The sequence below is a fragment of the Photobacterium sp. DNB22_13_2 genome (assembly GCF_052873915.1).
In genome coordinates this window covers 221,237-247,243 of the sequence record NZ_JBNNXU010000003.1, presented here as the reverse complement: position 1 = coordinate 247,243, position 26,007 = coordinate 221,237, and the positions used below count along the sequence as shown (strand labels likewise).

Below are 26,007 nucleotides of genomic sequence, written 5' to 3'. Positions count from 1 at the left end.
ATTAACCCTCTGTAGTTTCAGCTTCCAGATCCAACTGCTCTGGGAAAGGCCAGTACATTTCCAGTAAGCTGTCTTTGATCAGGGTTTCTTCCGGGTCAAAACACTCAGCAAGGATCTTCCAGCTGAAGTCCAAGGCATCTTCCAAGCTCATATCGACATCCAGTGTCATGAAGTTGTCTTTGAAGTATTTGCCAAATTTCAGGGTCTTCTTGTCATACTCTGACAGTTCAAACGCCATCGCTTGCTTCTGCTGGGCTTCCACGGAGTCGGAGTAGAAACGGATCATCACGCTCATGATGGCGCTATGATCTTCACGGGTTTCTTTACCTACCACCATCTGCTTAAGACGGGACAGGGATCCGAATGGGTCAAGTACACCTTCGTGGAGGTAGAATTGACCTTCGGTGATATAACCGGTGTTATCTGGGACTGGGTGGGTCACATCATTGCCCGGCATGGTAGTTACGGCCAGCAAGGTGACAGAGCCCGCGCCTTTATAGTCACAGGCTTTTTCATATCGCTTGGCAAGTTGTGAGTACAGATCGCCCATGTAGCCACGGTTGGCTGGGATCTTGTCCATTGCGACCCCGATTTCCTTCATGGCATCGGCATAGGACGTCATATCGGTCAGCAGTACCAAGACCTTCTTGCTTTCATCAACAGCAAAGTGCTCGGCAACAGAGAGTGCCATATCCGGTGCAAGCAAACGCTCAACGGTTGGATCTGAGGCTTGGTTGACAAACATCACGGTACGCGATGATACGCCGGCTTCTTCAAACTGGGTTTTGAAGAAATGGTAGTCATCATAAATGAGACCCATACCTGCAAATACCACCACATCGGCTTCGGCCTGAATGGCTATACGGGCAAGGAATTTGTTGTACGGTTCACCAGCGACCGAGAAAATCGGAATCTTCTGTGATTCAACCAAGGTGTTGAAAACATCGATCATCGGGACATTGGTACGTACCATACGGGAGGCGAGTGTACGGCGAACCGGGTTAACCGAGGGACCATCGATTTCGACTTTGGGATCGGTCTCTAGCTCTGGGCCGTGGTCAATCGGTTGTCCTGCTCCGTCAAAGATACGGCCAAGGATGTTGGGTGAATAGGTGACCTGCATTGGTTGGTCAAGAAAGCAAACGGCGGCATTGGTTGATAGACCCTTACAGCCAGCAAAGACTTGGAGGGATACTTCTTCATTGTCGATTTTGATGATCTGAGCAAGTGAGTAGTTTTCACCGTTTTGCTCAATCATCGCAAGATCGCCGTACTTGGCCTTCGAATTGCTTGAAGAGAGGTTGGGTACTTCTACCCTGATCAAATCACCAACAATGCTGAGTATGTTGGTGTAACGCAATAGACTCTGTGGCATCACAATACCTTGATAACTGCCTGGGGAATGAGTGTTTAAATGATGGGTGTTACCCCTGTTCATTTTTCGACCCGCTTTTGAATGATTTTTGTCTATCCAAGACAAGTCATTCAAAGCACAGTTACTAAGGTTAAGCTGATGTAGCCTATTTGGTATCGGTGTCTTGTTTCAGTCGGTGTCCATTTGTAACAAATGATTTCAATCACATCGGGAAATTCGAACTAATCTATCGGATTAATTATGGGTGTTGATAGTGGTGATAGAGACTGCAGAACAATAATAAATTGGATAAATCATTGACTATTAAGGGGTGTTTTCTTTTTCGGGGTGAATGTGAACAAATTTACGATAGTGACTTTATTTTCTTTCTGCGAGCTGTGTGGCAAATTTCAAATCTGGAAAATAAGATATCGGCATTATTGTGTCTTTTAACACATGTAAAAAAAGTAAATGAAATGGATGTAAATGAAAATGTGAATTTGATTGTTTTTTGAACAAAGCGGTGTGTGTATATTGGCGTAAGGCCTGAGAATTGCTTTAAGATGTGATTAAGGGGCTGTTAGCCCATTCTCGGATACAAAAAAACCAGCCCGTCTTGGGCTGGTTTTGTGTGTTGTGTCTAGTCAGACGGCGTATTACATTACGCGCATGCCAGGCTGTGCACCTTCGTGTGGTTCAAGGATCCAGAGATCTTGTCCACCAGGGCCCGCTGCCAGCACCATACCTTCAGACATGCCGAACTTCATCTTGCGCGGCTTCAGGTTGGCCACCATTACGGTGTGCTTGCCAATCAGATCTTCTGGGCTGTAAGCCGATTTGATACCTGCAAATACCTGGCGAGTTTCGCCGCCTAGGTCAAGCTCAAGTTTCAGCAGTTTGTTAGCCTTAGGCACAGCTTCACACGAAACGATCTTAGCAATACGCAGGTCAACTTTAGCAAAATCATCGAATTCGATTTCGTCTGCAATTGGCTCTTTGCTTAGTTCGGTTTCAGTCTTTGCTGCTTCAGCTTTCTCTTTTGCTGCCGCTTCTGCTGCTGCATCCGCTTTTGAAGATTCAACCATAGCTTCAACTTTTTTAGCATCGATACGGTTGAATAGCGCCTTGAACTTAGTCACTTCGTGACCAGTTAGTGGCTGGGCAATACCTTCCCAAGTCAGGGTTTCGTTTAGGAAGCCCTCTGTACGTTCAGCAAGCTGAGGCATAACCGGTTTCAGGTAAGCCATCAAAACGCGGAACAGGTTGATACCGACAGAGCAGATTTCCTGTAGTTCCTGATCTTTACCTTCCTGCTTAGCGACAACCCAAGGGGCTTTTTCGTCAACGTACTGGTTCGCTTTGTCAGCCAGGGCCGTGATTTCACGAATAGCACGGCTAAACTCACGGGTTTCGTATAGCTCGGCGATACGATCTGCTGCAGCAACGAACTCGGCGTATAGCTCAGGCTCAGCAAAGTTGTCAGACAGCTTGCCGTCGAAGCGCTTGGCGATGAAGCCAGCGTTACGAGATGCTAGGTTAACAATCTTGTTCACTACATCGCTGTTTACGCGCTGGGTGAAGTCTTCAAGGTTAAGATCCAAGTCATCGATACGACTGTTTAGCTTCGCTGCGTAGTAGTAGCGTAGGCATTCAGGGTCTAGGTGCTCTAGGTAAGTACCTGCTTTGATAAAGGTACCTTTAGACTTAGACATCTTCGCACCATTTACTGTTACGTAGCCGTGGACGAATACGTTATCAGGCTTACGGAACCCCGCACCTTCCAGCATGGCAGGCCAGAACAGGCTGTGGAAGTATACGATGTCTTTACCGATGAAGTGGTAAAGCTCGGTTGAGCTGTCTTTGTTCCAGAACTCATCGAAGTCTAGATCGTCACGCTTGTCACACAGGTTTTTGAATGAGCCCATGTAACCAATAGGTGCGTCTAGCCATACGTAGAAGTATTTGCCGGTTTCACCTGGGATCTCGAAGCCAAAGTAAGGTGCGTCACGTGAGATATCCCACTGCTGCAGGCCAGACTCAAACCATTCCTGCATCTTGTTAGCTGTTTCATCCTGAAGGGCGCCAGACTTGGTCCACGCTTTCAGCATGTCTTCGAACTGAGGCAGGTCAAAGAAGAAGTGCTCAGAATCTTTCATTACTGGTGTCGCACCAGAAACGGCTGATTTAGGGTTGATCAACTCAGTTGGGCTGTAGGTTTCACCACAGTTGTCACAGTTGTCGCCGTACTGATCTTCAGACTTACACTTAGGACACGTACCTTTTACGAAACGATCCGGTAGGAACATTTCTTTCTCAGGGTCAAACAGCTGAGAAATCGTACGGTTGGTAATGTAGCCATTGTCTTTCAGCTGGGTGTAGACAAACGACGCTAGCTCACGGTTCTCTTCAGAGTGTGTGCTGTGGTAGTTGTCGAAGCTGATATCGAAGCCAGCAAAGTCAGCCTGGTGCTCTTTGCTCACTTCGGCAATCATCTGCTCAGGATCCATACCCATCTGCTGGGCCTTAAGCATGATTGGAGTACCGTGTGCATCGTCTGCACAGATGAAATGAACTTCGTTGCCGCGAAGGCGCTGATAGCGCACCCAAATATCCGCTTGCACATGCTCAAGCATGTGGCCCAAGTGGATAGAACCGTTAGCGTACGGTAGGGCGCAGGTCACCAGAATTTTTCTTGGATTTGCAGCCATAATGTCTTATTTCGCTCATGATGGGTAATAAAAACGTAGCTGTAAATAGTACCTGATGGATAGCACCTTGCCTAGGAGGATCTGCTGTAAATCACGGTAAAATGGAGCGCTATATAGGCATAGGTGTTAGGATGTAAAGAAACAATAAATGTGGAGCGCTAAAAGATCATGAGCAGTGATTCAATTACCCGTTTTGAAAGCGTGGCAGATATTTGCCTTTGGTTGAACCAGTTTGAACACCCTTGGTTGCATGACGAGTGGGCCGAGACGACGAATGTAGTATCGGTATCGGTTGATGGCAAAATTTCGGTGACTCTTCCGTTTGCTGCTGGCCAAGTGGCTGAACTTTTAGAGCAGTGGATCATCACTCAGCAACAGCTCCACCATATTGCAAGTGATATCAAGTTTGATGTCGGTTTTCGTGTCGCACCGCTGGCGTCTGGCGACAAGCAGGCTCTCAATGGTGTAAAGAACATTATCGTGGTCAGCTCTGCCAAAGGCGGGGTGGGTAAATCGACCACTTCAGTGAATCTGGCTTTGGGGCTGCAGGCCCAAGGCGCCAAAGTGGGTTTGCTGGATGCCGATATCTATGGCCCGTCAGTTCCGATGATGCTCGGTACGGTGGAGGAAAAGCCCCAGTCACCGGATGGCAAGATGATGATGCCCATTGAGTCTTGTGGCTTATATACCAATTCGGTGGGTTATCTCGTGCCAGCTGACAGTGCCACTATCTGGCGTGGCCCAATGGCGTCTAAGGCTTTGTCTCAGATCATCGCCGAGACTTGGTGGCCAGACCTGGACTACTTGGTCATTGATATGCCGCCAGGTACCGGTGATATCCAGTTGACGCTAGCCCAGCAAATTCCAGTGACGGGCGCTGTGGTAGTAACCACCCCGCAAGATTTGGCACTGGCTGATGCGATAAAGGGTGTCAACATGTTCAACAAAGTTGATGTACCGGTACTGGGTGTGGTCGAGAATATGAGTTACCACATCTGTAGCAATTGTGGTCATCACGAACCGATCTTCGGCACTGGTGGTGCTGAACGCATGGCACAGGAATATGCCGTACCGCTGCTGGCTCAACTGCCTTTGCATATCAAGATCCGTGAAGACATTGATAATGGTAAGCCGACAGTGGCAGCGTCACCTGATTCTGAGCAAGCCCTGGCTTATATTCAATTAGCCGGTTCTGTCGCCAGTCGCCTATATTGGCAAGGAACGCCAGTGGCCGAACAGATCACAATTCGTACAATGTAAACCATTGCTTTTGTCAAAGCTGCAGAGTTTCTGAGCAAACGTGGCCGATGCCGCTTTTTTACTGGCATCTGCCCCTACATCTGCCTATAATCATGCGGTTTATTTTTATGCCTATTTAAGCCATTTCCTGACACAGTGAGTGATAGGAAGTGGTCTGTTTATTACGGTTTGTCCACTACGCCACGTTGTTTTACAGGTGCTTTCTGATATGTCTGAACACTCTCACCAATGCGTTATTATCGGTATTGCAGGTGCGTCTGCATCCGGTAAAAGTCTGATTGCCAGCACAGTTTATAAAGAGCTAAAAGAAAAAGTAGGCGATCATCAGATCGGTGTAATCACGGAAGATTGTTACTACAACGATCAAAGTCACCTAAGCATGGATGATAGGGTTAAGACCAACTACGACCACCCAAATGCCTTGGATCACGACCTACTTTGTGATCACCTTGAGCAGTTGATCCGCGGCGAAGCGGTGGAAGTTCCTCAGTACAGCTACAGCGAACATACGCGTATGACTGAAACCACCACGCTGACACCGAAAAAGGTGATCATCCTGGAAGGTATCCTGCTGCTGACTGACCCACGCCTGCGTGACATTATGCATGCAAGTGTCTTCATGGACACGCCTCTAGATATCTGCTTGCTTCGCCGTCTACAGCGCGACGTGGCTGAGCGTGACCGTACGATGGAATCTGTGCTTGCGCAGTACCAGAAGACAGTACGCCCGATGTTCATGCAGTTCATCGAACCATCAAAGCAATACGCAGACATTATTGTTCCACGCGGCGGTAAGAACCGTATTGCTATCGACGTATTGAAAGCACACATTGCCAAGTTGCTACGTGCTTAATACTTCGTTCTGACACTTAATTATCAATAGGCAGCATTACGCTGCCTATTTTTTTACCTGAAAAAAACATAGCGGCTGTAGGTTGGGTATAGACTTCAATCACTTGAAGTCGTTGGACTATATGCCACAATGGGATCAGGTAACTTTGGCGCTAGGCTCGTTTGATGAGCATGGATGAAAAGATGGGGATGTAATGAAAAAAATAATAATGGCTTTGCTAGCTGTTGTGGTGGTTGCTGTTGTCGGTATTGCTGCCTTGGTGGCACTGGTTGATCCGAACCAGTTTAAGCCAATGATTGCTGAGCAGGTAAAAAAAGCGACTGGGCGTGACCTCGTGATTGAAGGCGACATTAGCTGGCGCTTTTTCCCGAGTATCGGGTTTGATATTGGCAAGACAGAATTCAAAAACCCGCAAGGATTTGCCGAGCCGAATTTGGCCCAATTTGATCAAGCTGAACTTTCAGTTTCGGTGATGCCACTATTTTCCCAGCAGCTAGAAATTGGCAATGTCAGTTTGCTGGGCGGGCGGGTCTTTATTCAAACCCTTGAAAATGGTGCCAGTAACCTTGATGGCTTATCAGGTCAGAAGGCTACAGAGTCAACAGGAACGCCGGTAGAGCCATCTGTAAGCGAACCCCCACCGTCAGCTGAACAACAAGCTTGGCAGATCAGCTTGGCAGGGGTTGAAATCAGCAATGCCAGTGCGCTTATTATTGACGATAAAGCGGGCAGCCAAACTGAGGTCGACCGACTTGATTTCTCTTTGGATCAATTTGCTCCAGGCGAATGGACGGCTGCCCAGTTCAATATCGTAGGCAGTGCCGGAGAGTTGAGCTTCAGTGCCGAAGGGCAATCAGAGTTACTAATTGCCGAGAAGCTAGATGGTGCCGAGATTAAAGCCCTGTCGTTAACAGCAAGTGCCAAAGATGCAGTTAATGATATCCGCAATGCCACTATTTCGCTTGATAGCTTTAAGCTGGGTGACTGGTCAACGATTGATTTTGCTATTGAAGGAGAAATGCCGGATCTGAGCTTCAATACCCAAGGCTCTACGCAGTTGATGGTTGATGAGGAGATCAAACTCATTAGCTTGAAAGATGCCACGCTTAATGCCGATGTTAAAGGTGCCAGCCTGCCACGTCCTGAAATGAAGATTGGTCTAGAAACTGATGTTAGCTACAACCTGGAGAAAGGGTTAGCAGAATTAACAACGTTGAAAGCTGCCGTTGATGAACTGGCCTTGAAGGGTAATGTCTCTTTCCGATCGGCTGACATTCCGGTGATCCGTTTTGACTTATCGTCCGACAAGATTGATTTGGATGCATTCCTTGGCACGGCAGAAGAGAAGTCGACGGCATCGCAAGGTGGCGAAGAGGCTGGCTCTTCTGAAGCGGGTAGCTCAGATACAGCAGGTGGACAAACAAAGGATCAAGAGCCTGATCTTAGCGCGCTTAAGACACTCGATTTGGTTGGTAAAGTGGCTATTGAGCAGTTCAAAGCTGCCAATGCACACATGAGCAATGTGAAACTCGCTCTGAGTGTGAAAAATGGTGTTCTCGATATGAGTGGGTTAGATGCCAACCTTTATCAGGGCAGTATCCATGCCACGGCGAGGATTGATGCCAACGGTGAATTACCGACCTACAAGGCGACTAAGCAAATCAAGGGTGTACAGATCCAACCCTTGCTGGTGGATGTAGCACAAAATGATACCTTGGCGGGTACCGGTGATATCTCGGTGAATGTATCGGGTACAGGGCTTGCCGAGAAGCGTATGCGTGAAAATATTGCCGGTACGATTGATATCCGTTTCGCTGATGGGGCAATTTATGGTGTCAATATTCCGGAAATGATCCGAGAGGCTCGTGCGACGCTTAAGGGCCAGAAAGCGGAATACGTTAAGGAAGAAAAGAAGACCGACTTTTCGGCGATGACTTCAACGATTAAGTTAGGCAATGGTGCCGCCTCAACCAATAATCTTGATATCGACTCACCACTGCTTCGTATCAACGGTAACGGCTCGACTAGCTTGGTTAATGAAACCATCGATTTTGCAGTAAATACCTCTGTGGTTGCAACCAGCAAGGGACAGGGTGGTAAAGAGGCCGATGAAGTTGCTGATCTCACGGTGCCGATTGATGTTAAAGGTAACTGGAGCGAGCCGGCTTTCTCACTCAATATTGCTCAGCTGCTTAAGCAAAACAATGAGCTAGAGCAAAAGGCACAGCGCGAAGTTGAGCGTGGGCTAGAGAAGTTGTTGGGTGATAAGGCGAAGGATGACGATATCAAGAAGGCAGCTGATAAGTTGCTGAAAGGCTTGTTTAATTAACACTTAATGTAGCCGGTTATAATGCGACTAAGAAGGAGAGCAGCAGCTCTCCTTCTTCCATTTTATGGTAAATCACACTGCTCCTAATTGCTGTAGCAAGCCCATTTGATCCCACTGCTCCCACCGCTCAACAACTCGGCCATCAACAACATGATCTAATATCAGGCCTTCAAACTGCACTTTTTCACCGGATGGACTGATCTCACCAAGAGCACCAGTGTGTGTACCAGTGGCCGTCCAACGCGTTGCTACTTTGTCACCAGATAGAATCTGATCATCAACGGTCAGGTGCAAATCTGGAAAAGCCAGTAATAACCCACTGACTAACTCTTTGAATTCTGTTACTGATAGATTGGGACTTGGCGCACCCGCCATGTGAATAACGCTGTTGGCAGCGAAGGCTTCATCAGCGCCTGAGACATCGCCTCTATTTAGCCCATTAATCCATACTTGCTCGTACTTGGTTATTGTTAAAGCCATAGCCCTTTTCTCAATAAAGGAATCCATTGGTAAAGGTAGACGATATATATGAGTAGGGTTTATTGGGCAGCAGGTAAGACTCAGTTTGGATGGCCCTACTTGGGGGGTAGGGCACTGAATTTATTCGTTAAACTAGTTGCTTTTTCTTTTTTGAGGATTTCTGGCTTTCTAGAATATCCTGAAAGGCTTTCAGCAGATCGATGGCCGACAGCATACCGACCAATTGCCCCGTTTTGTCCAGCACCGGTGCGGCGCCAATTTGGAAGTCCAATACCGTTCCGATGGCTTTGGTGAGGGTATCGTAGGTACGAACATGCACAATATCCCGGATCATGACATCGCTGATATGCCACTCGTCAGTCAGGTGGTACTCATGGCCGATCTCTGGTGATTCATCAACCCAGCCCGGACGGCGTAATTCTCTGTCACTCACGATACCGACGAGCGTTCCTTCATCATTAACGACAGGTAAGTGACGGATATTTTCATCTCGCATCAAGAAAAAGGCTTCTCTTAATCCAGTGTCAGGTGAGATTATGATGACTTTGCGGGTCATGTATTCAGAGACTTTTGTTGGCATTGCATCTTCCTTTTATTCAAAGTTGATGGGTGTTGCCTGATTTACCGTAGCGAAAATTGCGCACCTGATCTGCGAGCAAAACCTAGTTTTTGCAGAATTAACGAAGAACTTAAACAAGTTTGTAACTTGTTGCGTAGCGACTAATAGCTCTGTTAAGGTGGCGACTTCAAAAAAGAAGAAGGAATCATTGTGGATTCAGTAACACAAGCGGCACTGGGTGCGGCGGTCGCTGGTGCGGTGGCTGGTAGGAAGTGCTCCCCGAAGATTTTGTTGGCAGGTGCGGCTTTGGGCACGCTGCCGGATCTGGATGTTTTGATTAGCTACGGTGACCCGGTATCGGATATGGTGAAGCACCGTGGGTTTAGCCATTCGTTGTTTGTACTCATTCCGTTTTCTTTTTTACTGAGTTGGTTATGGCAAAAGGTACGGCCAACCCGTTTCAGTTTCGGCCACCTTTGGCTACTGGTGGCTGCTTGTTTAGTTACCCACCCGCTGCTTGATTCATTTACGGCATACGGTACTCAGCTGTTTTGGCCGATAAATACTCCCATAGCAACTCCAAGCCTGTTTATTATCGATCCTCTTTACACCGTACCATTATTGTTAGCTGTATTGGCTAGCGTTATATGGCGTGAGCGGATGGCAAAACTGTGCAGTGTTGGCTTGGCTATTTCATCGCTGTATATCGCATGGTCACTCGTTGCGATGAATACGATCGAAAACCGGGTCGAGCTTCAACTGGAAGGAAGCCCTCTTGCCGGAAAGCCTATTTTTATTACCCCTACGCCACTTAACACTGTGCTTTGGCGAATAGTGGTCAAAGGTGAGCATTATTATCTTGAGGGTTTATCCTCGATGCTGGATGGTGATGCAGAGATAGACTTTTTGGAAAAGCCGCTAGGCGCATGGCCAAAAGGGTTAGTGTCCGAACACCAACAGATGCTTGAACATTTCACCGGCGGGTTTATCCGCTATGAACAGCGTCAATCCGAATTGGTTGCATCCGATCTACGGCTGGGGATGGGGGAGCAGCTCGCCTTCCAATTTGCCCTAGCAAACAACAGCAACGAATGGACGGCTATAGAGCCAGTACGGGTTGAAAGTCCAGAGGCTAGACTGGCCCAGATCCCGAACCTATGGCTTCGGTTGTTGGGCAACCAAGATATTGATGCCAACTTATGTCATATATCAGAATGTCCTCAGCAGGCAGTGCCATTGGCAAGCCGGTAGAATTACGCAGCTAGTTTTTTCTGAGAGCGAAGCCAGCGACTACGGTTGCTGGTTTTTTTATATATTCTTGCGTTTGAATAATTAAAGTTATGTAAATTGGGGTGAAAATATTCAACCAAGCAATTTATTGAGTATATAATTGATTGAAAAGTATCTTCATTGGTTGAAGATTAACGGTTTTGATTAACCGTACTGTGATGGTTGAGAAAATCTAGAGTATTAGAGAGGTAGCAATTAACAGTTTAAAGCGGGTTTTGACGACGACAGACTTTGAATCACTCAGAGCTAAAATGCATACGAAGATCGTCAAAAAAGCAGAGGCTTACTACAAGAATAAGCTGGGCAAATCCAAGAAGCCTCAATCACATCGAGAATAATATCGCATTTAAAAAAGGGAGTGATCATTCACTCCCTTTTTACTTTTTAGAGATCACGCTTAGTCGTGCGAATTACGATAGCCGGGTTCATCAGCATCCTCGTATGGCCAGTAATGGTGGCCAAGGCGAATAAGTAAGGTTGCTGCAGCCAAGATAAAGGCAGCGACCGATAGCCATACAATATAGGCACCGTCGAGTTCTTTCATTCCCAGCGTGATATAACGGGCTATAGCCATAATCGCAATGTAGATCGGGTAGCGAACCGGGATCTTACCATTGGTGACGAATTGCTGAACCATGGCCAGCACTTCAAGATAAATGAACATCAGCAAGATATCTGTTAGCGCGATTTGGCGGTTGGTATAGATGACAATGAATTCATTGATCATGGCAGCCAAGGTTGCCAAGGTAATAGCGACCAACAAGATAGCTTCGAGAATATGAAACAGTTTTAAGAATATCTCACTGAATTTCTTTGGTAAATGTGAAGGCATTAGTGTCCCTTGTAAGACTTGTAATCGATCTTTCATCGAAGACCTGTTATGAGCCAAATATTGGCTTTTTCTCACCAAGGGTCAAGTAAAAAATGTGACAAAGGTCGAGGTCAAAAAGTAGCCGCTGCTGTAATTCGAGTGGCTACCTTGGGAAATCATCGTTTACCGACAGCTTACCAATCAACACCCTTACGGGCTTTGACACCACTCTCAAAGGCGTGCTTCACATTGCGAACTTCGGAAACAGTATCAGCTATTTCAACAAGTTCCCGGTGTGCACCACGGCCAGTCACGATAACAGACTGGGTATTCGGGCGGTTAGTGATGGCTTCAATGACCTCTTCAAGCTCTACATAGCCGTAGGTCACCATATAGGTCAGCTCATCGAGAAGAATGACATCATAGCGATCATTTCCCAACATTTGTTTACACTCCGCCCATGTTGCTTGGGCAGCTTCCGTATCTGCTTCTTTATTTTGGGTTTCCCAGGTAAAGCCGGTCGCCATGACGGCAAAGTCGACATCGTGCTGCTCGAGTAGAGCACGCTCACCACAGTCCCAGGTGCCTTTGATGAACTGGCCGACACCGCACTTTTGGCCATGGCCGACAGCACGGGCTATGGTGCCAAATCCTGACGTTGATTTTCCTTTGCCATTCCCGGTGATGATGAGGAAAAGGCCCTTCTCTTCTTGTGCTGATTCGACACGTGCATCAATTTCCGCTTTGACCTTTTGCTGGCGTGCTTTATAGCGGCTGTCTTTCTGGGTTTGATCTACCATGATGATCCTTATTATTGTTGGGCAACCATTGCCAATATGATTAGATAACCTGTTACTTCAGCAAGTTGCTGGCATGCGCCAAGGCAATCTCCAGTATAGCCACCCAACTGATGGGTAAACCAGCGACCACAAACATGACGAATAAGTAGCAGGGCAACAGTGAGCAAAAGTGCCATTGGCAGTGGTAATAACAGTAATATAAAGAAACTGGTGATAATTAAAACCCACAAATCTTGTTGGCTTTGTTGGTTAGCCAGTGGTTTGACTTTGCTTTGTTCATCGAGGCGAACGTATGGGTAGCTGAATATGAGGCTGGCAGCAGCTGCACGGCTTAAGCCATGAAGGCAGAAAAGTGCCATTGCTGTCAATGGTGGCGATATCTCAGCCAAGGCTGTTAGGCTGGACCATTTGATTGCAAGTACGACAAACAATGCTGAGGCTCCATAAGTACCGAGCCGGGAATCTTTCATGATCTCGAGTTTTTGATCGGGCTGCCAACCGCCACCAAAACCATCGAATACATCAGCCAAGCCGTCTTCGTGAAAAGCTCCTGTGAGCAGCAGGCTTGCCGCCATTGCGATGATCACAGCGACAGAAGCCGGTAACACAAGCTGTGATAGCCAGAAACAAGCTGCGCTTGCAAAGCCAACAATGAGTCCCACCAAGGCAAAATATCGGTTTGCCTTGTTTAGTAGCTCAGGGGAATAGGGCGTGTTGGCTGGGATCGGGATACGGGTAAAAAAGCCAAGTGCAATTAGGAAAATCTGCCCCTGCTGCTTAATCATATGATTATGCACCTTCATGGTAAGCGGCCTTGCGTTAAAAATCTTAAAAACAATACGTTACTTCAATTAGTCAGAAGATACCAGCCAAGCACTACCCGGAAAGTGATGTCAGCGGTAGAATGCATGTATTTTTACGTATATCATACTGTTAATATACTAAGGGAGTTGAAAATGCGCAGTTTGGTCTTGATAGGCTGTTTATTGGTCGCGGGTTGTTCAAGCCGTTTGCCGACCGAAGAAGAAAGGGCGGTATCGAAGGCGGTAAATAACCGTAACTTGGTTGAAGTGAACTATGTCAAAGATGCCAATGGGTTGCAGTGGGTCTCTCCAGAGCTGGAGTTATCTGATTATGAGCAAATTATGGTTGAACCTATTGGGTTGCACCAACGGACGCAGGCCGTGCATCAGATTCCGCCAGCCGTACTGGAACGAATATCGACAAGGCTTCAGCATCGCTTAGTCGAAGAATTAGCCGACGGTGTCCCTGTGGTCGAGAGAGCTGGCCCGAAGACGGCGGTACTGAGAGTGGAAATCAGCCACGCCAGTACGGATATGGAAGATTTGAAAATTACCGAAGTCCTGCCATATGGTGCACTGATTGGTGGAGCGAAGGCACTGCTTGGTACACGGGATAGAAATGTCAGGTTACTGGTTGAATCACAGCTGGTTGATAGTCAGAGCGATGAAGTTTTAGCGGAACGAGTCAGTGTATTATTGGCGAAAGACGTTCTGGAAAATGATCGAGAAATGTTACGCTTCGACCAAATTCAGGAGACAGTTGACCGATTTACCCAAGATATTGTCTATTTCATCCGTTTGACCGCTTATACTGCCAAAGAGAACGAAGACAGCGTCCTGTAAAACAAGCAGATTAAGGAGTGATGATGACACAAAGGATTTTAGTGGTATGCATGGGCAATATCTGCCGTTCGCCTACGGCTGAGGCTGTTCTGCGCGCTAAAGTGGTCGAGCGTAAACTTGATATTGAGGTGGAATCAGCCGGAACCATAGGTTTTCATCAAGGTGAACAGCCGGATCACCGCGCTAGAGCCGCTGGCGAGGCGCGTGGGTATAGCTTCGACGGGATCCGAGCCAGACAGGTTACCGAAGAGGACTTCGACGCTTTTGATCTGATCCTGGCGGCAGATAATGATAATCTCCGCGATTTGAAACGTGCTTGCCCAACTCATTTGCACCGTAAGCTGGCACTCTTTCTTGAGTATGGCCGTCCAGATGTCGAGGAGATCCCTGACCCTTATTATGGCGGTAAACGTGGCTTTGACTACGTACTCGATTTAGTCGAGGAAGCCTCTGAGGGATTGCTTGATAAGCTATAAATGCAGTGATTGACTCTACAAAAAACGCCCGCATCTATATATAGGTGCGGGCGTTTTTGTTTCTGATGCTAACTGAGCTCGAGGGTTAATACAGCAGATTAACCTAGGGTATCGGTCGCAACCTTATAGGTCGGATCTTCCATCATGTTTACCTCAACCAAGTTACCCGCTTTCTTAAGCAGAGAACGGCACTCCGGGCTCAAGTGGCGGATATGCAGGGTCTTGCCTTGGGTCGCGTAACGTTCAGCGATGGTATCAATGGCTTCAATCGCAGAGTGGTCAGCGACGCGTGACTTGGCAAAATCAATGATTACATCCGCTGGATCGTTCTTGGCATCAAACAGTTCTAGGAAGTTTGCCACCGAGCCGAAGAATAGCGGGCCGTCAAGTGCATATACCTTTGAACCGTTGTTATCGAGGTAACTAGACGCATAGATATGCTTGGCATGTTTCCAGGCAAAGACGAGTGCTGAGTAAATCACACCAACAATAACCGCCAAGGCAAGGTCGAACGCGACCGTGACACCGGTGACCAGAATGATGGCAAAGAAATCGTGTTTTGGTACTTTGCGCGCCATTTTGAAGCTAGCCCACTCAAACGTGCCGATCACGACCATGAACATTACACCAACCAGAGCAGCTAGCGGGATGACTTCAATCAGTGAGGAGCCGAACAGGATGAACAACAGCAGGCCGACAGCACCGGTGATGCCTGATAGGCGTCCACGGCCGCCTGAGTTGATGTTAATCATCGATTGGCCGATCATCGCACAGCCACCCATAGCGCCGAACACCGAACAGGTGACGTTTGCCACACCTTGGCCCACACATTCGCGGTTACCTTGACCACGGGTACCCGTCATTTCATCAATCACAGTCAGTGTCAGTAGTGATTCAATCAGGCCAACTGCTGCCAGAATCAAAGAGTATGGCAGGATGATACGCAGGGTTTCCATGTTGAAACCCACTTCAGGGATCGCGAACGTTGGTAGTGAACCTGCGAGGGTGGCATTAGCATCACCACTCATGGTGCGAACGAAATCAATGACGGTACGGGTATCAAGACCAAGACCGTGTACCAGTACAGTTACCGTAATAATCGCAACTAGCGAAGAGGGTACTGCTTTGGTCAGTTTCGGCAGGAAATGGATAATGAACATGGTTAGGCCAACAAGGCCCAGCATGATGAAGAGCTGAGAGCCTTGCATCCACTGTAGGGCACCAGAAGCATCTGGCACCTTGAACTGACCTAGCTGGGCCAGGAAGATAACGATAGCTAAGCCGTTAACGAAACCAATCATTACCGGGTGCGGTACCATGCGAATAAACTTACCGAGCTTGAACACACCGGCAAGGATCTGCAAGACACCGGCAAGCATGACGGCGGCAAAGAGGTATTGGATACCATGTTCGGCAACAAGGCTGACCATAACAACAGCCATTGCGCCTGTAGCACCAGAAATCATTCCCGGACGCCCTCCAAGCACGGCAGTGACCAAACCGACGATGAAGGCAGCGTACAAGCCAACCATTGGGTCAACACCTGCAACGAAGGCAAAAGCAACCGCTTCAGGTATTAGGGCAAGGGCAACGGTTAGCCCTGAAAGAACGTCATTCTTGACGGATTGTCTTGAAAATTGTGGGAATTCAAACATGCTTATAGGTTTGTTCTGACTATGGTGGTTGATTGGAGCCGCTAGGCGACTAAGGCGCTACAAAGTCGCGGATCCTACAGACATCTGTGACTTAGTTCAACTTTCAAGCTGAATTATTCATCGCGCTTGTTACTTAGTGTAAGAAAGTTTGATGTCAGTAATGTTATTAGTGAAAAAGAGAAGAAGTTGCAAGGAATGCAGTTTTAAGGGCTGAATGAAAGGTAAAAAAAAGCCATGCAATTATGCATGGCTTTTTTGTCAGATTGCAAGCGTTAACTTACTCAGCGCTTGGCATCGTCGATTTTGCCCCTGCTGTCGCGTGGTTGGTTGCCGTCTGGCTACCGGCCTGGCGAGCAGCAAAGCGAGCATCGCGAAGTGGTGCAATAGCAACCACAGTCGACTTAGCGGCTTCAACTGGAGCGGGGGCCTTAGCCATCGCAGCAGTAGCATGTAGCCCTTTCGGAGACGTTGCACAAACCTGAGCAGCCGCTTCAACGTTCGAAACAACCGTTTCCGCGCGAGTTACAACAGCTTCTGGCGCTTTGGTTTCAGTCACTTCCACAGGTGCTTCAGGCTCAGTAACCTCTACAGCTGGTGCTGCTTCAGTCGCTTGTTGAGTCTGCATACCCAGCATTGCGGCTTGAGCAGCTGCGATAGCGGCGGCTACGTCTGATTCTGCCGATTGTGTTTCAGCAGATTCAGCAGCAACAGGTGCTTCAACCTTTGGCTCTTCAGTAACTGGAGCTTCAACAACAGGCGCTTGCTCAGTTGTTTCCTCTGCAACATCAGCACGTAGCGGGAAGGCTTTGCCCATTGCTAGCTCCGGCATGGCAACACCACCCAATACTGCAGCAGTTTCAGCAGTTGCTTGCTCAGCAACAGCTGGTGCTTCAGTTTCAGTTGCTTCAACAACGTCTGCTACTGGCGTGTCAATAGAGACAACGGCAGGCTTAGTTGCAGAAGGCCATACTTTGCCCATTGCCATTTCAGGCGATGCAACACCGCTTTTCAGGCGAGCAATCGCTTTAGGCTTCTCGACGATAGAAACAACATTTTCGATATCGTTAAGCGTATCTGTCGCTTCAACAACGGCGTGACCAACAGCCTCTGTTACCATCTGTTCCATTTCTTCACCCTTCTCTGGGCGAGTATCACGGATACGGCGACGGCGTTGGCCGCTTGCACGAAGGTGGCGAGGAGAGCGACGGTTGCGGCGTTGGCCTTCTTGCTCACCGTTCTTCTCTTCAGCATTATCAGTCACAGACTTCGCTTCCTGAGCCATGGCAGTGCCAAGCTCTTGTAGCTCAGACTTAGCAACAGGTGCTTCAGCTACAGCAGGTTGAGTCGTTTCAACTGCTTTCACTTCTGCATTATCAGTAATACGTACGGTTTTACGCATTTCACGACGCTGGCGACGTTGTTTCACCTTGACCGTTTTTTCCTGATCTTGACGTTGCTCTTGACGTTGCTCTTCAACAACCGGTTTTTCAGCTTTGGCTTTTTGCTCCTGATCGCGTTCGCGACGAGGTTTTTGAGCCTGGACATCATCACGGTCGCGACGCTGGCGTTTCTGATCTTTGTCTTTACGCTGCTGCTGGGTTGGTTTCTCATCGTTTTGCTCTGGCTTGTCTTTCGCTTTTTCATTGCGACGACGAGCTTGGCGTTGTTCACGCTGTTCAGCAACCTGCTGCTTTTTGTTATCAGTCTCTTGGCGATCCTGACGCTCCTGACGGTCAGGGCGCTCCTGACGACCACGGCGGTTATCTTTGCCACCACGACGATTGTCTTGCTGGCGATCTCCACGGCGGCCTTCCTGACGTTCACCGCGACGGTTGTCTTGATTACGACGGTTGTCCTTGCGGTCACGACGGTTACGCTGGTTGCCTTCTTTCTTCTCTTTTGGCTGCTCTTCCTGCTCAGGGCCTGAGAAGAAGTTCGCAATGGCAGAGAAAATACGGCTGAAGAAACCTGGCTGTTCTTCGACAGCTTGTGCCGGTGCAGCCGCTTTCTTTGCTGGCTGAGGCTTAGCTTTCGGAGTAACAGGCGCTTGAGTTGGCGCACTGAAGCCCTGTAGAACAGGCTCTTCACGTTTCTTCGTCACACGCTCTTGCGGTGCAGAAGACTCCGCCGCTTCAGCTTCGCGCAGTGCTTCTAGGGCGCTTGGCAGGTTGTAAGACAACGCATCGTGCTCATCACCAGAACGGACACGGACCACTTCGAAATGAGGTGTTTCCATGCTGGCGTTAGGTACGATGATTGCACGTACATTGTGCGATTTCTCTATGTACTGTACAGAACGACGTTTTTCGTTGAGCAAGTAAGAGGCAATCGCCACAGGCACTATTGCCAACACCTGAGAGGTGTTGTCTTTCAGCGCTTCTTCTTCAATAAGACGAAGAATTGAAAGTGATAGTGATTCGCTGTCACGAATGACACCTGTACCCGTACAGCGAGGACACACATGGTGGCTGGCTTCAGCTAGCGATGGGCTTAGGCGCTGGCGCGACATTTCCAATAGACCAAAGCGAGAAATTCGACCGATTTGAACGCGTGCACGGTCCATGCGGACGGCTTCGCGTAGTCGGTTTTCAACTTCACGCTGGTGGCGTACTGGTGTCATATCGATGAAATCGATAACCACTAGACCGCCAAGGTCACGTAGGCGAAGCTGGCGCGCGATTTCGTCAGCGGCTTCAAGGTTGGTCTGTAGTGCTGTTTCTTCGATATCACCACCCTTGGTTGCACGGGCGGAGTTGATATCAATAGACGTCAGTGCTTCAGTCGGGTCGATAACAATAGAACCACCAGAAGGCAGACGAACTTCGCGCTGGAACGCTGACTCAATCTGGTTTTCGATCTGGTAATGGTTGAACAGTGGTGTTTCACTGTTTTCGTATAGTTTTACCCGTGACAGGAAGTCTGGACGAACCTGTTGGATATGATCGCGGGCACGGTCAAAGATTTTTTTGCTGTCGATAACGATTTCACCGATGTCACGGCGAAGGTAGTCACGAATAGCTCGGGCGATGACGTTACTTTCCTGGTGGATAAGGAAAGGCGCAGCAGCCGAGTCAGCAGCGTCTTTTACACGCTCCCAGTGGCTAAGTAGGTAGTTAAGATCGTATTCCAGATCTTCTGCTGATTTACCAACACCGGCAGTACGTACAATCAGACCCATGCCCTGAGGCAATTCCAGCGTGCTAAGTGCCGCTTTTAGCTGTGTACGTTCTTCACCCTCGATACGACGGGAAATACCGCCAGCACGTGGGTTGTTCGGCATCAGTACCAGGTAGCTACCTGCTAGAGAGATGAAGGTAGTAAGGGCGGCGCCTTTGTTGCCTCGCTCTTCTTTATCAACCTGAACTATTACTTCCTGACCTTCTTTCAGCACTTCCTTAATGTTCGGTCGGCCTTGGTAAGAGTAGTCAGAAGGGAAATAGTCACGGGCGATTTCTTTAAGAGGGAGGAAACCGTGGCGTTCGGCACCATAGTCAACGAACGCTGCTTCCAGACTTGGTTCGATGCGTGTGATGCGTCCTTTGTAGATATTTGCTTTTTTAGATTCGTGGCCAGGACTTTCGATATCAAGATCGAACAGCTTCTGCCCGTCAACTAATGCGACGCGCAACTCTTCCTTCTGAGTTGCGTTAATCAACATTCTTTTCATTATATTGTACTCGTTTTTTTTCATGTGCTAGTGCACTTAGTTACGTGTCTTTACTGGTGGTGCCGGACCCCAAGTCTGATCTTAAATGCAACCTCACGGCTGGAATTCAGGGGTGCTATGTGGCAACACGTATCATCCAACTGTACCAAGATGTTTAGATCTGAAAATGCACAGCTGGTTCACCGATGGTTACGGCGGTATCTGTCACACCAGTAATTTTTTCGTTGCTAAAGGACACTAAAAAAACACTCCGAAGAATTAAACGTCTTACGCCACATGCTGCGTTTTTCATCAGAGCGGTATATATAGTCATCAATCGGGTGTTATTCTGTTCACCCTGTCGGCAAAGTAGGCAAATTTTCCTACCTGTGCACGCCAATGATAGCAGGGTGACTTTTTTGCGGCAATCTGCTTTGCATGCATGTTAGAATGAAACCCATGAAAGATGATAAACCAAAAGTGCACTTCATCGAAATATCTGATGACTTTGCAGGCCAGCGGATCGATAACTTTCTCCGTGCACGGCTAAAAAATGTACCAAAAAGTATGATTTACCGCATTTTGCGTAAAGGCGAAGTGCGAGTGAACAAAAAACGTATAAAACCAGAATACAAATTGCAGGACGGTGACCTGGTTCGGGTTCCTCCGGTAAAGATACCGGAAAAAGAAGACCAAGCACCGATCAGCACCAAGTTGGATAAAGTGGCAGAGCTTGAAGCATGCATTATCTATGAAGATGACCACATGCTGATCCTCAACAAGCCATCCGGTACGGCAGTACACGGTGGGAGCGGCCTGAAGTTCGGTGCTATCGAAGCATTGCGTGCATTGCGTCCCGATGCACGCTTCCTCGAATTGGTACACCGCATCGACCGCGATACGTCAGGCATTCTGCTTGTGGCAAAAAAACGCTCCGCGTTGCGCAAGCTGCAAGAGCAGTTCCGTAATAAGACAGTACAGAAGTACTACTTTGCCTTGGTGATGGGGGAATGGAAGGCGAACTGCAAGAAAGTGACTGCGCCGCTTCTGAAGAACGAGGTGAACAGTATCGTCCGGGTCAACCCGAATGGTAAGCCGTGCGATACTCGCTTTAAGGTACTGGAGCGTCTTGACCAAGCGACCTTGGTGCAGGCTAGCCCGGTAACGGGCCGTACCCACCAAATTCGCGTGCACTGCCAATATACCGGTCACCCAATTGCATGGGATGATCGCTATGGTGACCCACGTTTTGATGCCTTTACTAAAAAGGTAGGTTTGAACCGCTTGTTCCTGCACGCAGCGAACATTAAGTTCACTCACCCGCAAAGCGAAGAGCTGATGGACATCAGTGCGCCGATGGAGCGAAAGCTTCAGCTGGCAGTGGAGAAGTTACGCAGTAGTAAGGTGTAATAATAAAGGTGTAACTTTTTCCATAACGCGAGTTCAATACAGTAAAACGGCAGGATTTCCTGCCGTTTTTTGTTCGCGGTGATGGTGGGGCTACAACATTGCCTTTATTTAACCATGCTTATAGTACGCTGATACCTTGCTTGGCAAGCATTTCTCGCAGGGCAATCAATGGCAAGCCGACAAGGGTATTAGGATCTCGGCCTTCAAGCCGTTCAAACAGGGCGATACCTAGTCCTTCACACATAAAGCTTCCCGCGCAGTTGAGTGGTTGCTCGCGTTCAACATAATGGTGGATCTCGGTATCAGTGAGCTGGCGGAAGTGGACATGGAAGGGTTCGCAGATCACCTCGCTCTCGCCTGTTTTGGCGTTGTGCAGACACAGACCAGTATAAAAGGTGATGGTTTTACCACTAGCAGCCTTCAGTTGGCGGCAGGCATTCTCAACCGTGTGGGGCTTGCCGATGATCGCGCCATCAATCACACAGACCTGATCGGAGCCTATAATGAGGTGCTTGCTATGCTCGCCGGCACATGCCATGGCTTTGGCCTGGGCTAAGCGGCTGACGAGCTGCTGTGCTTGTTCGCCGGGGAGTGGTGTTTCATCGGTATTAGGCTTGGCTGTCGTAAAAGGAAGGCCGAGTTTTTGCAATAACGATTGGCGGAAAGGGGAGGTTGAAGCCAAGAGTAAAGGTTGGCGCATGACTATTACCGGGTTAATGCTAGGTTGTGATAGTCTACGCACCTTGCTTTGCGATGGCTACGTTATAATGGTAGGTAAAGCAGGTCTATCGGTTGGGTTTTCGCCAGTTTTTGTGTGTTATTTGAGCTGATATTTACTGCCGCACAAGTTATTGGTGGATAGGCAGATAACAGACAAAATGGTGGAAGTGGCAGTGCTGCAGTGCTTGTATCTGACACTGAGTATACGAATTGGCTAAATGCTGTTAATTCACGCACATTTCCTTTGACTCAAACTGATTACAAGGCTAATATTCGCGCCCTATGCAAAAGGTAAAATTGCCGCTTACGGTTGACCCGGTTCGCGCTGCTCAAAAAAAACTCGACTATGATGGCATCATCAAAGCCGAACTACTTGAGCGTTTGACCGAGTCAACGCAGAGCGTAACACGTGATGCAAACGTCACCTTGTCATTTGACTTGGATCAGCGTCGAATCGCATTTATGCGCGGTAGCGCAGATGTTGAAGTGATGCTGACCTGTCAGAGATGTCAGGAAGGATTCAAACACGAATATCGTGTTGAGTTCTGTTACAGTCCGCTCCTCAAACCAGAGGCAGCAGACGATTTACCGGAAGCTTATGAGCCGGCTGATGTCGACGAAAATGGTGAGATCAATCTGGTTCAAATCGTCGAAGACGAATTGATTCTGGAATTACCTCAAGTCGCTATGCATGAGGAAGCTGACTGCAAAGCCAGCGGAAACATGACTTTTGGTGAGATCCCCGTTGCTGATGAGCGTCCGAATCCGTTTGCAGTATTGAAAAATCTAAGTAAGTAATTTAACAGGAGTAGGGTTAATGGCCGTACAAAAGAGCAAAAAATCACGTGCAGCACGTGGCATGCGTCGTTCACACGATGCACTAACAACTGCAGCTGTGTCTGTAGATTCTGCAAGTGGTGAAACTCACCTACGTCACCACGTGACAGCTGACGGTTTCTACCGTGGCCGCAAGGTTATCAACAAGTAAGGTTGAGCCTTGAATGGTCTAACCGTTGCACTTGATGCAATGGGTGGGGATTTCGGTCCTCAAGTAACAGTGCCTGCCTCCGTGCAGGCACTGTTGCAATTCCCTGAGCTCAAAGTCATATTATTTGGTGATCAAAGTGCGATCACTACCCAACTATCCCTCCTGAATCAAACGAATCACTCTCGTCTTCGCATTGTCCATTGCGATCACGTCATCGCAAACGATACCCGTCCTTCTCAGGCTTTGCGCCGGAGTCAGGGATCATCCATGCGCGCCGCTTTGGAAGCTGTTTCCGAAGGCACTGCTAATGCCTGTGTCAGCGCTGGTAATACCGGGGCTTTGATGGCTTTGTCTCGTTATATCCTCAAGCAATTACCCGGAGTGGATCGTCCCGCGCTGGTGTCTGCTATTCCAACTCAGAACGAGACCAAGACCTGGCTGCTAGACTTAGGGGCCAATGTGTCATGCGATGCCGATACCTTGTTCCAGTTCGCGGTAATGGGGGCGGTGCTTGCTGAACAAGGCCATGTGACGCCCCCCCGGGTTGCGTTGCTCAATATCGGTGAAGAGGAGATCAAAGGTAACGATCTCGTCAAGCGCTGTGCTGAGATGCTGGCCGAGTCACCGGATATCAATTACATCGGCTATATCGAAGGGGATCAGCTCTACAGTGGTAAAGCCGATGTTATTGTCTGTGATGGCTTTGTAGGCAATGTCAGCCTTAAAACCAGTGAAGGGGTGGCAAACCTATTTATTGGTGCGATTAAACGTGCTATTTACGGTAATCCACTGAAACGGTTGATAGCGAGGTGGCTATTTAGTGACCTATTTAACAGCTTGAAACAGTTGAACCCCGACCAGTATAACGGCGCGAGTCTGTTAGGATTGCGCGGTATTGTGGTGAAAAGCCACGGAAGTGCTGATACAACCGCCTTTACTAATGCGATTGGTGAAGCGGTACACGAGGTCAAACGACAAATACCGACAAAAATCAGTGATCGTTTGGAAGAAGTCTTACTCGAGAGGCATTATTAGTCTTCATGTATAGCAAAATTTTAGGTACTGGCAGCTATCTGCCAGAGCAAGTACGTTCTAATGCCGACTTAGAACACATGGTCGAAACCAATGACGAGTGGATTGTCGCTCGCACCGGTATCCGAGAGCGTCGCATTGCCGCCGAAGACGAAACTGTCGCGGTGATGGGGTATCAGGCTTCATTGAATGCTATTGAGATGGCAGGCATTGAGAAAGATGACATTGACTTGATCATCGTTGCGACGACCAGTGCGAGCCACGCGTTCCCATCGGCGGCTTGTCAGGTTCAGGGCATGCTCGATATCAAAGGCTGTCCGGCGTTTGATATTGCTGCTGCTTGCTCTGGTTTTGTCTACGCGTTGAGTGTTGCCGATCAGCATATCAAAACAGGTATGGCGAAAAACGTCCTGGTGATTGGTGCTGATGCGTTATCGCATCGTTGTGATCCAAATGATCGTTCGACGATCATCCTGTTTGGTGATGCTGCTGGTGCTGTTGTTATCGGTGCCAGCGAAGAGCCGGGTATTATCTCGACCCACCTTCATGCTGATGGCCACTTTGGTGGGCTGTTAAGCCTTGGCTTGCCTGAGCACGGTAAAGACTTCAGTGATGATAAGTGGTTATACATGGCCGGTAACGAAGTGTTCAAGGTAGCTGTAACCCAACTATCTAACTTGGTTAAAAACACTTTGGCAGCCAACAACATGGATAAGTCCGAGCTGGATTGGCTGGTACCGCACCAAGCTAACCTGCGGATTATCAAAGCGACAGCGAAGAAGCTTTCGATGTCGATGGATCAGGTTGTTGTCACCCTTGATCGTCACGGTAATACCTCGGCGGCAACCGTGCCAACGGCACTGGACGAAGCGGTACGTGATGGCCGTATCCAGCGTGGCCAGACATTGCTGCTTGAAGCCTTCGGTGGTGGTTTCACCTGGGGTTCGGCGCTAGTGAAGTTCTAAGCACCTTCTTTATATTTAGTTTGGGCGGATTGGCGTTGCCATCTCGCCCGATTTAGCAAAACTGAGTTTTCAGTTACATAGAATAAGGATTCTCGAATGTCTAAGTTCGCGATTGTATTTCCGGGTCAAGGCTCTCAAGCCGTAGGTATGCTGGCTGAATTGGCTGAGCAGTATGATGTGGTTAAGCAAACTTTTGCTGAGGCATCTGAAGTATTAGGTTATGACCTGTGGGCATTGGTACAAAACGGCCCAGCTGAAGACCTAAACCAAACTCACCGCACCCAACCTGCGCTGCTGACATCTTCAGTTGCTATCTGGCGTGTATGGCAGGAGGTTGGCGGTGCCCAACCTGAAGTAGTGGCAGGCCACAGCCTTGGTGAGTACTCAGCATTAGTATGTGCTGGTGTTATCGATTTCAAAGATGCGGTTAAACTGGTTGAATTACGTGGTCAGTTGATGCAAGCAGCAGTACCAGCGGGTGTTGGTGCAATGTCTGCCATTATCGGTTTGGACAACGACGCTATTGCAAAGGCGTGTGCAGAAGCCGCGCAAGATCAGGTGTGCTCACCGGTAAACTTTAACTCTCCAGGCCAAGTTGTTATCGCAGGTAACAAAGACGCTGTTGAACGTGCGAATGTACTTTGTAAAGAAGCAGGTGCCAAGCGTGCGTTGCCGCTGCCTGTGTCTGTGCCTTCACACTGTGCACTGATGCAGCCTGCTGCTGATAAGCTGGCAGAAGCGCTGGAGAGCATTACTTTCTCAGCACCAGTACTACCGGTTATCAACAATGCTGACGTGGCGACTGAGACGGATCCTGCGGCAATTAAGGCTGCGCTAGTTAAGCAGCTGCACAGCCCTGTACGCTGGACCGAGTCTGTTGAGCGCATGGCCGGTGAGGGTATCGAGTCTCTGCTTGAGTTTGGCCCTGGCAAAGTATTGACTGGCCTAACCAAACGAATTAATCGTTCAATGAGCAGCGCAGCGGTCAACGACATCGCTAGCCTTGACGCTGCCAAGTAACCAAT

General features: G+C 48.5%; 22 protein-coding genes. 12 read left to right on the top strand and 10 right to left on the bottom strand.

Annotation, left to right across the window (positions count from 1 at the left end):
* Window position 1 precedes the first annotated feature (1 nt).
* Window positions 2–1,375: a V-type ATP synthase subunit B gene (locus tag ACVA58_RS06630; protein ID WP_107349638.1), complete on the bottom strand. Its 1,374-nt coding sequence runs from the start codon at window positions 1,373–1,375 to the stop codon at window positions 2–4.
* A gap of 635 nt (window positions 1,376–2,010) precedes the next feature.
* On the bottom strand, window positions 2,011–4,062 hold the full coding sequence (metG, locus tag ACVA58_RS06625; RefSeq protein WP_446509649.1) for a methionine--tRNA ligase: 2,052 nt from the start codon (window positions 4,060–4,062) through the stop codon (window positions 2,011–2,013).
* Window positions 4,063–4,230: 168 nt separating this feature from the next.
* Here metG and apbC point away from each other — a divergent pair, with 168 nt between their 5' ends.
* The 3 genes from apbC to ACVA58_RS06610 all read left to right on the top strand — a co-directional run bounded on the left by apbC (window position 4,231) and on the right by ACVA58_RS06610 (window position 8,504).
* On the top strand, window positions 4,231–5,322 hold the full coding sequence (gene apbC, locus ACVA58_RS06620) for an iron-sulfur cluster carrier protein ApbC (protein WP_446509648.1): 1,092 nt from the start codon (window positions 4,231–4,233) through the stop codon (window positions 5,320–5,322).
* 208 nt (window positions 5,323–5,530) lie between these two features.
* Window positions 5,531–6,175, top strand: coding sequence for a uridine kinase (gene udk / locus ACVA58_RS06615; RefSeq protein ID WP_446509647.1), 645 nt, complete (start codon window positions 5,531–5,533; stop codon window positions 6,173–6,175).
* Window positions 6,176–6,368: 193 nt separating this feature from the next.
* On the top strand, window positions 6,369–8,504 hold the full coding sequence (locus ACVA58_RS06610) for an AsmA family protein (protein ID WP_446509646.1): 2,136 nt from the start codon (window positions 6,369–6,371) through the stop codon (window positions 8,502–8,504).
* A gap of 72 nt (window positions 8,505–8,576) precedes the next feature.
* Here ACVA58_RS06610 and ACVA58_RS06605 read toward each other — a convergent pair whose 3' ends face one another.
* Together ACVA58_RS06605 and ACVA58_RS06600 are read right to left on the bottom strand one after the other, a co-directional pair.
* Window positions 8,577–8,984 carry an ester cyclase gene (locus ACVA58_RS06605; protein WP_446509645.1) on the bottom strand — a complete coding sequence of 136 codons (408 nt, stop codon included), beginning with the start codon at window positions 8,982–8,984 and terminating at the stop codon, window positions 8,577–8,579.
* Window positions 8,985–9,111: 127 nt separating this feature from the next.
* Window positions 9,112–9,564 (bottom strand): CBS domain-containing protein, encoded by a 453-nt coding sequence (locus ACVA58_RS06600; protein ID WP_446509644.1) that lies wholly within the window; start codon window positions 9,562–9,564, stop codon window positions 9,112–9,114.
* Between the two features lie 189 nt (window positions 9,565–9,753).
* On the opposite strand from ACVA58_RS06600, the gene ACVA58_RS06595 reads away from it, so the two are divergent.
* Entirely contained in the window at window positions 9,754–10,794 is a 1,041-nt protein-coding gene (locus ACVA58_RS06595) for a metal-dependent hydrolase (RefSeq protein ID WP_446509643.1), read from the top strand.
* A gap of 436 nt (window positions 10,795–11,230) precedes the next feature.
* Here ACVA58_RS06595 and ACVA58_RS06590 read toward each other — a convergent pair whose 3' ends face one another.
* The 3 genes from ACVA58_RS06590 to ACVA58_RS06580 all read right to left on the bottom strand — a co-directional run bounded on the left by ACVA58_RS06590 (window position 11,231) and on the right by ACVA58_RS06580 (window position 13,229).
* Window positions 11,231–11,665 (bottom strand): phosphate-starvation-inducible protein PsiE, encoded by a 435-nt coding sequence (locus ACVA58_RS06590; protein ID WP_446509642.1) that lies wholly within the window; start codon window positions 11,663–11,665, stop codon window positions 11,231–11,233.
* A gap of 173 nt (window positions 11,666–11,838) precedes the next feature.
* A complete protein-coding gene (cobO, locus tag ACVA58_RS06585; protein WP_446509641.1) occupies window positions 11,839–12,444 on the bottom strand; it encodes a cob(I)yrinic acid a,c-diamide adenosyltransferase in 606 nt (201 codons plus the stop codon).
* A gap of 11 nt (window positions 12,445–12,455) precedes the next feature.
* Window positions 12,456–13,229: an adenosylcobinamide-GDP ribazoletransferase gene (locus ACVA58_RS06580; RefSeq protein ID WP_446509640.1), complete on the bottom strand. Its 774-nt coding sequence runs from the start codon at window positions 13,227–13,229 to the stop codon at window positions 12,456–12,458.
* Window positions 13,230–13,400: 171 nt separating this feature from the next.
* Here ACVA58_RS06580 and ACVA58_RS06575 point away from each other — a divergent pair, with 171 nt between their 5' ends.
* A complete protein-coding gene (locus ACVA58_RS06575) occupies window positions 13,401–14,090 on the top strand; it encodes a DUF3313 domain-containing protein (protein WP_446509639.1) in 690 nt (229 codons plus the stop codon).
* A gap of 23 nt (window positions 14,091–14,113) precedes the next feature.
* The gene (locus ACVA58_RS06570; RefSeq protein WP_446509804.1) at window positions 14,114–14,566 is read left to right on the top strand and encodes a low molecular weight protein-tyrosine-phosphatase; all 453 of its coding nucleotides are present in this window, start codon (window positions 14,114–14,116) and stop codon (window positions 14,564–14,566) included.
* A gap of 98 nt (window positions 14,567–14,664) precedes the next feature.
* Here ACVA58_RS06570 and ACVA58_RS06565 read toward each other — a convergent pair whose 3' ends face one another.
* Both ACVA58_RS06565 and rne read right to left on the bottom strand, forming a co-directional pair.
* Complete coding sequence (locus ACVA58_RS06565) at window positions 14,665–16,221, bottom strand: SulP family inorganic anion transporter (protein WP_446509638.1); 1,557 nt, start codon at window positions 16,219–16,221, stop codon at window positions 14,665–14,667.
* A gap of 277 nt (window positions 16,222–16,498) precedes the next feature.
* Entirely contained in the window at window positions 16,499–19,879 is a 3,381-nt protein-coding gene (gene rne / locus ACVA58_RS06560) for a ribonuclease E (RefSeq protein ID WP_446509803.1), read from the bottom strand.
* A 447-nt stretch (window positions 19,880–20,326) separates the two neighbouring features.
* Between rne and rluC the strand changes: the two genes are divergently transcribed.
* A complete protein-coding gene (gene rluC / locus ACVA58_RS06555) occupies window positions 20,327–21,277 on the top strand; it encodes a 23S rRNA pseudouridine(955/2504/2580) synthase RluC (RefSeq protein ID WP_446509802.1) in 951 nt (316 codons plus the stop codon).
* A gap of 118 nt (window positions 21,278–21,395) precedes the next feature.
* On the opposite strand, the gene ACVA58_RS06550 is transcribed toward rluC, so the two are convergent.
* On the bottom strand, window positions 21,396–21,977 hold the full coding sequence (locus ACVA58_RS06550; RefSeq protein ID WP_446509637.1) for a Maf family protein: 582 nt from the start codon (window positions 21,975–21,977) through the stop codon (window positions 21,396–21,398).
* A gap of 302 nt (window positions 21,978–22,279) precedes the next feature.
* Between ACVA58_RS06550 and yceD the strand changes: the two genes are divergently transcribed.
* The 5 genes from yceD to fabD all read left to right on the top strand — a co-directional run bounded on the left by yceD (window position 22,280) and on the right by fabD (window position 26,002).
* Window positions 22,280–22,795 (top strand): 23S rRNA accumulation protein YceD, encoded by a 516-nt coding sequence (gene yceD, locus ACVA58_RS06545; protein ID WP_255041421.1) that lies wholly within the window; start codon window positions 22,280–22,282, stop codon window positions 22,793–22,795.
* 19 nt (window positions 22,796–22,814) lie between these two features.
* Complete coding sequence (gene rpmF, locus ACVA58_RS06540) at window positions 22,815–22,985, top strand: 50S ribosomal protein L32 (protein ID WP_006231206.1); 171 nt, start codon at window positions 22,815–22,817, stop codon at window positions 22,983–22,985.
* Window positions 22,986–22,994: 9 nt separating this feature from the next.
* Window positions 22,995–24,020 (top strand): phosphate acyltransferase PlsX, encoded by a 1,026-nt coding sequence (gene plsX, locus ACVA58_RS06535; RefSeq protein ID WP_446509636.1) that lies wholly within the window; start codon window positions 22,995–22,997, stop codon window positions 24,018–24,020.
* Window positions 24,021–24,025: 5 nt separating this feature from the next.
* Entirely contained in the window at window positions 24,026–24,982 is a 957-nt protein-coding gene (locus ACVA58_RS06530; protein ID WP_446509635.1) for a beta-ketoacyl-ACP synthase III, read from the top strand.
* Between the two features lie 96 nt (window positions 24,983–25,078).
* Entirely contained in the window at window positions 25,079–26,002 is a 924-nt protein-coding gene (gene fabD, locus ACVA58_RS06525; RefSeq protein ID WP_446509634.1) for an ACP S-malonyltransferase, read from the top strand.
* The last annotated feature ends 5 nt before the right edge of the window (window positions 26,003–26,007 follow it).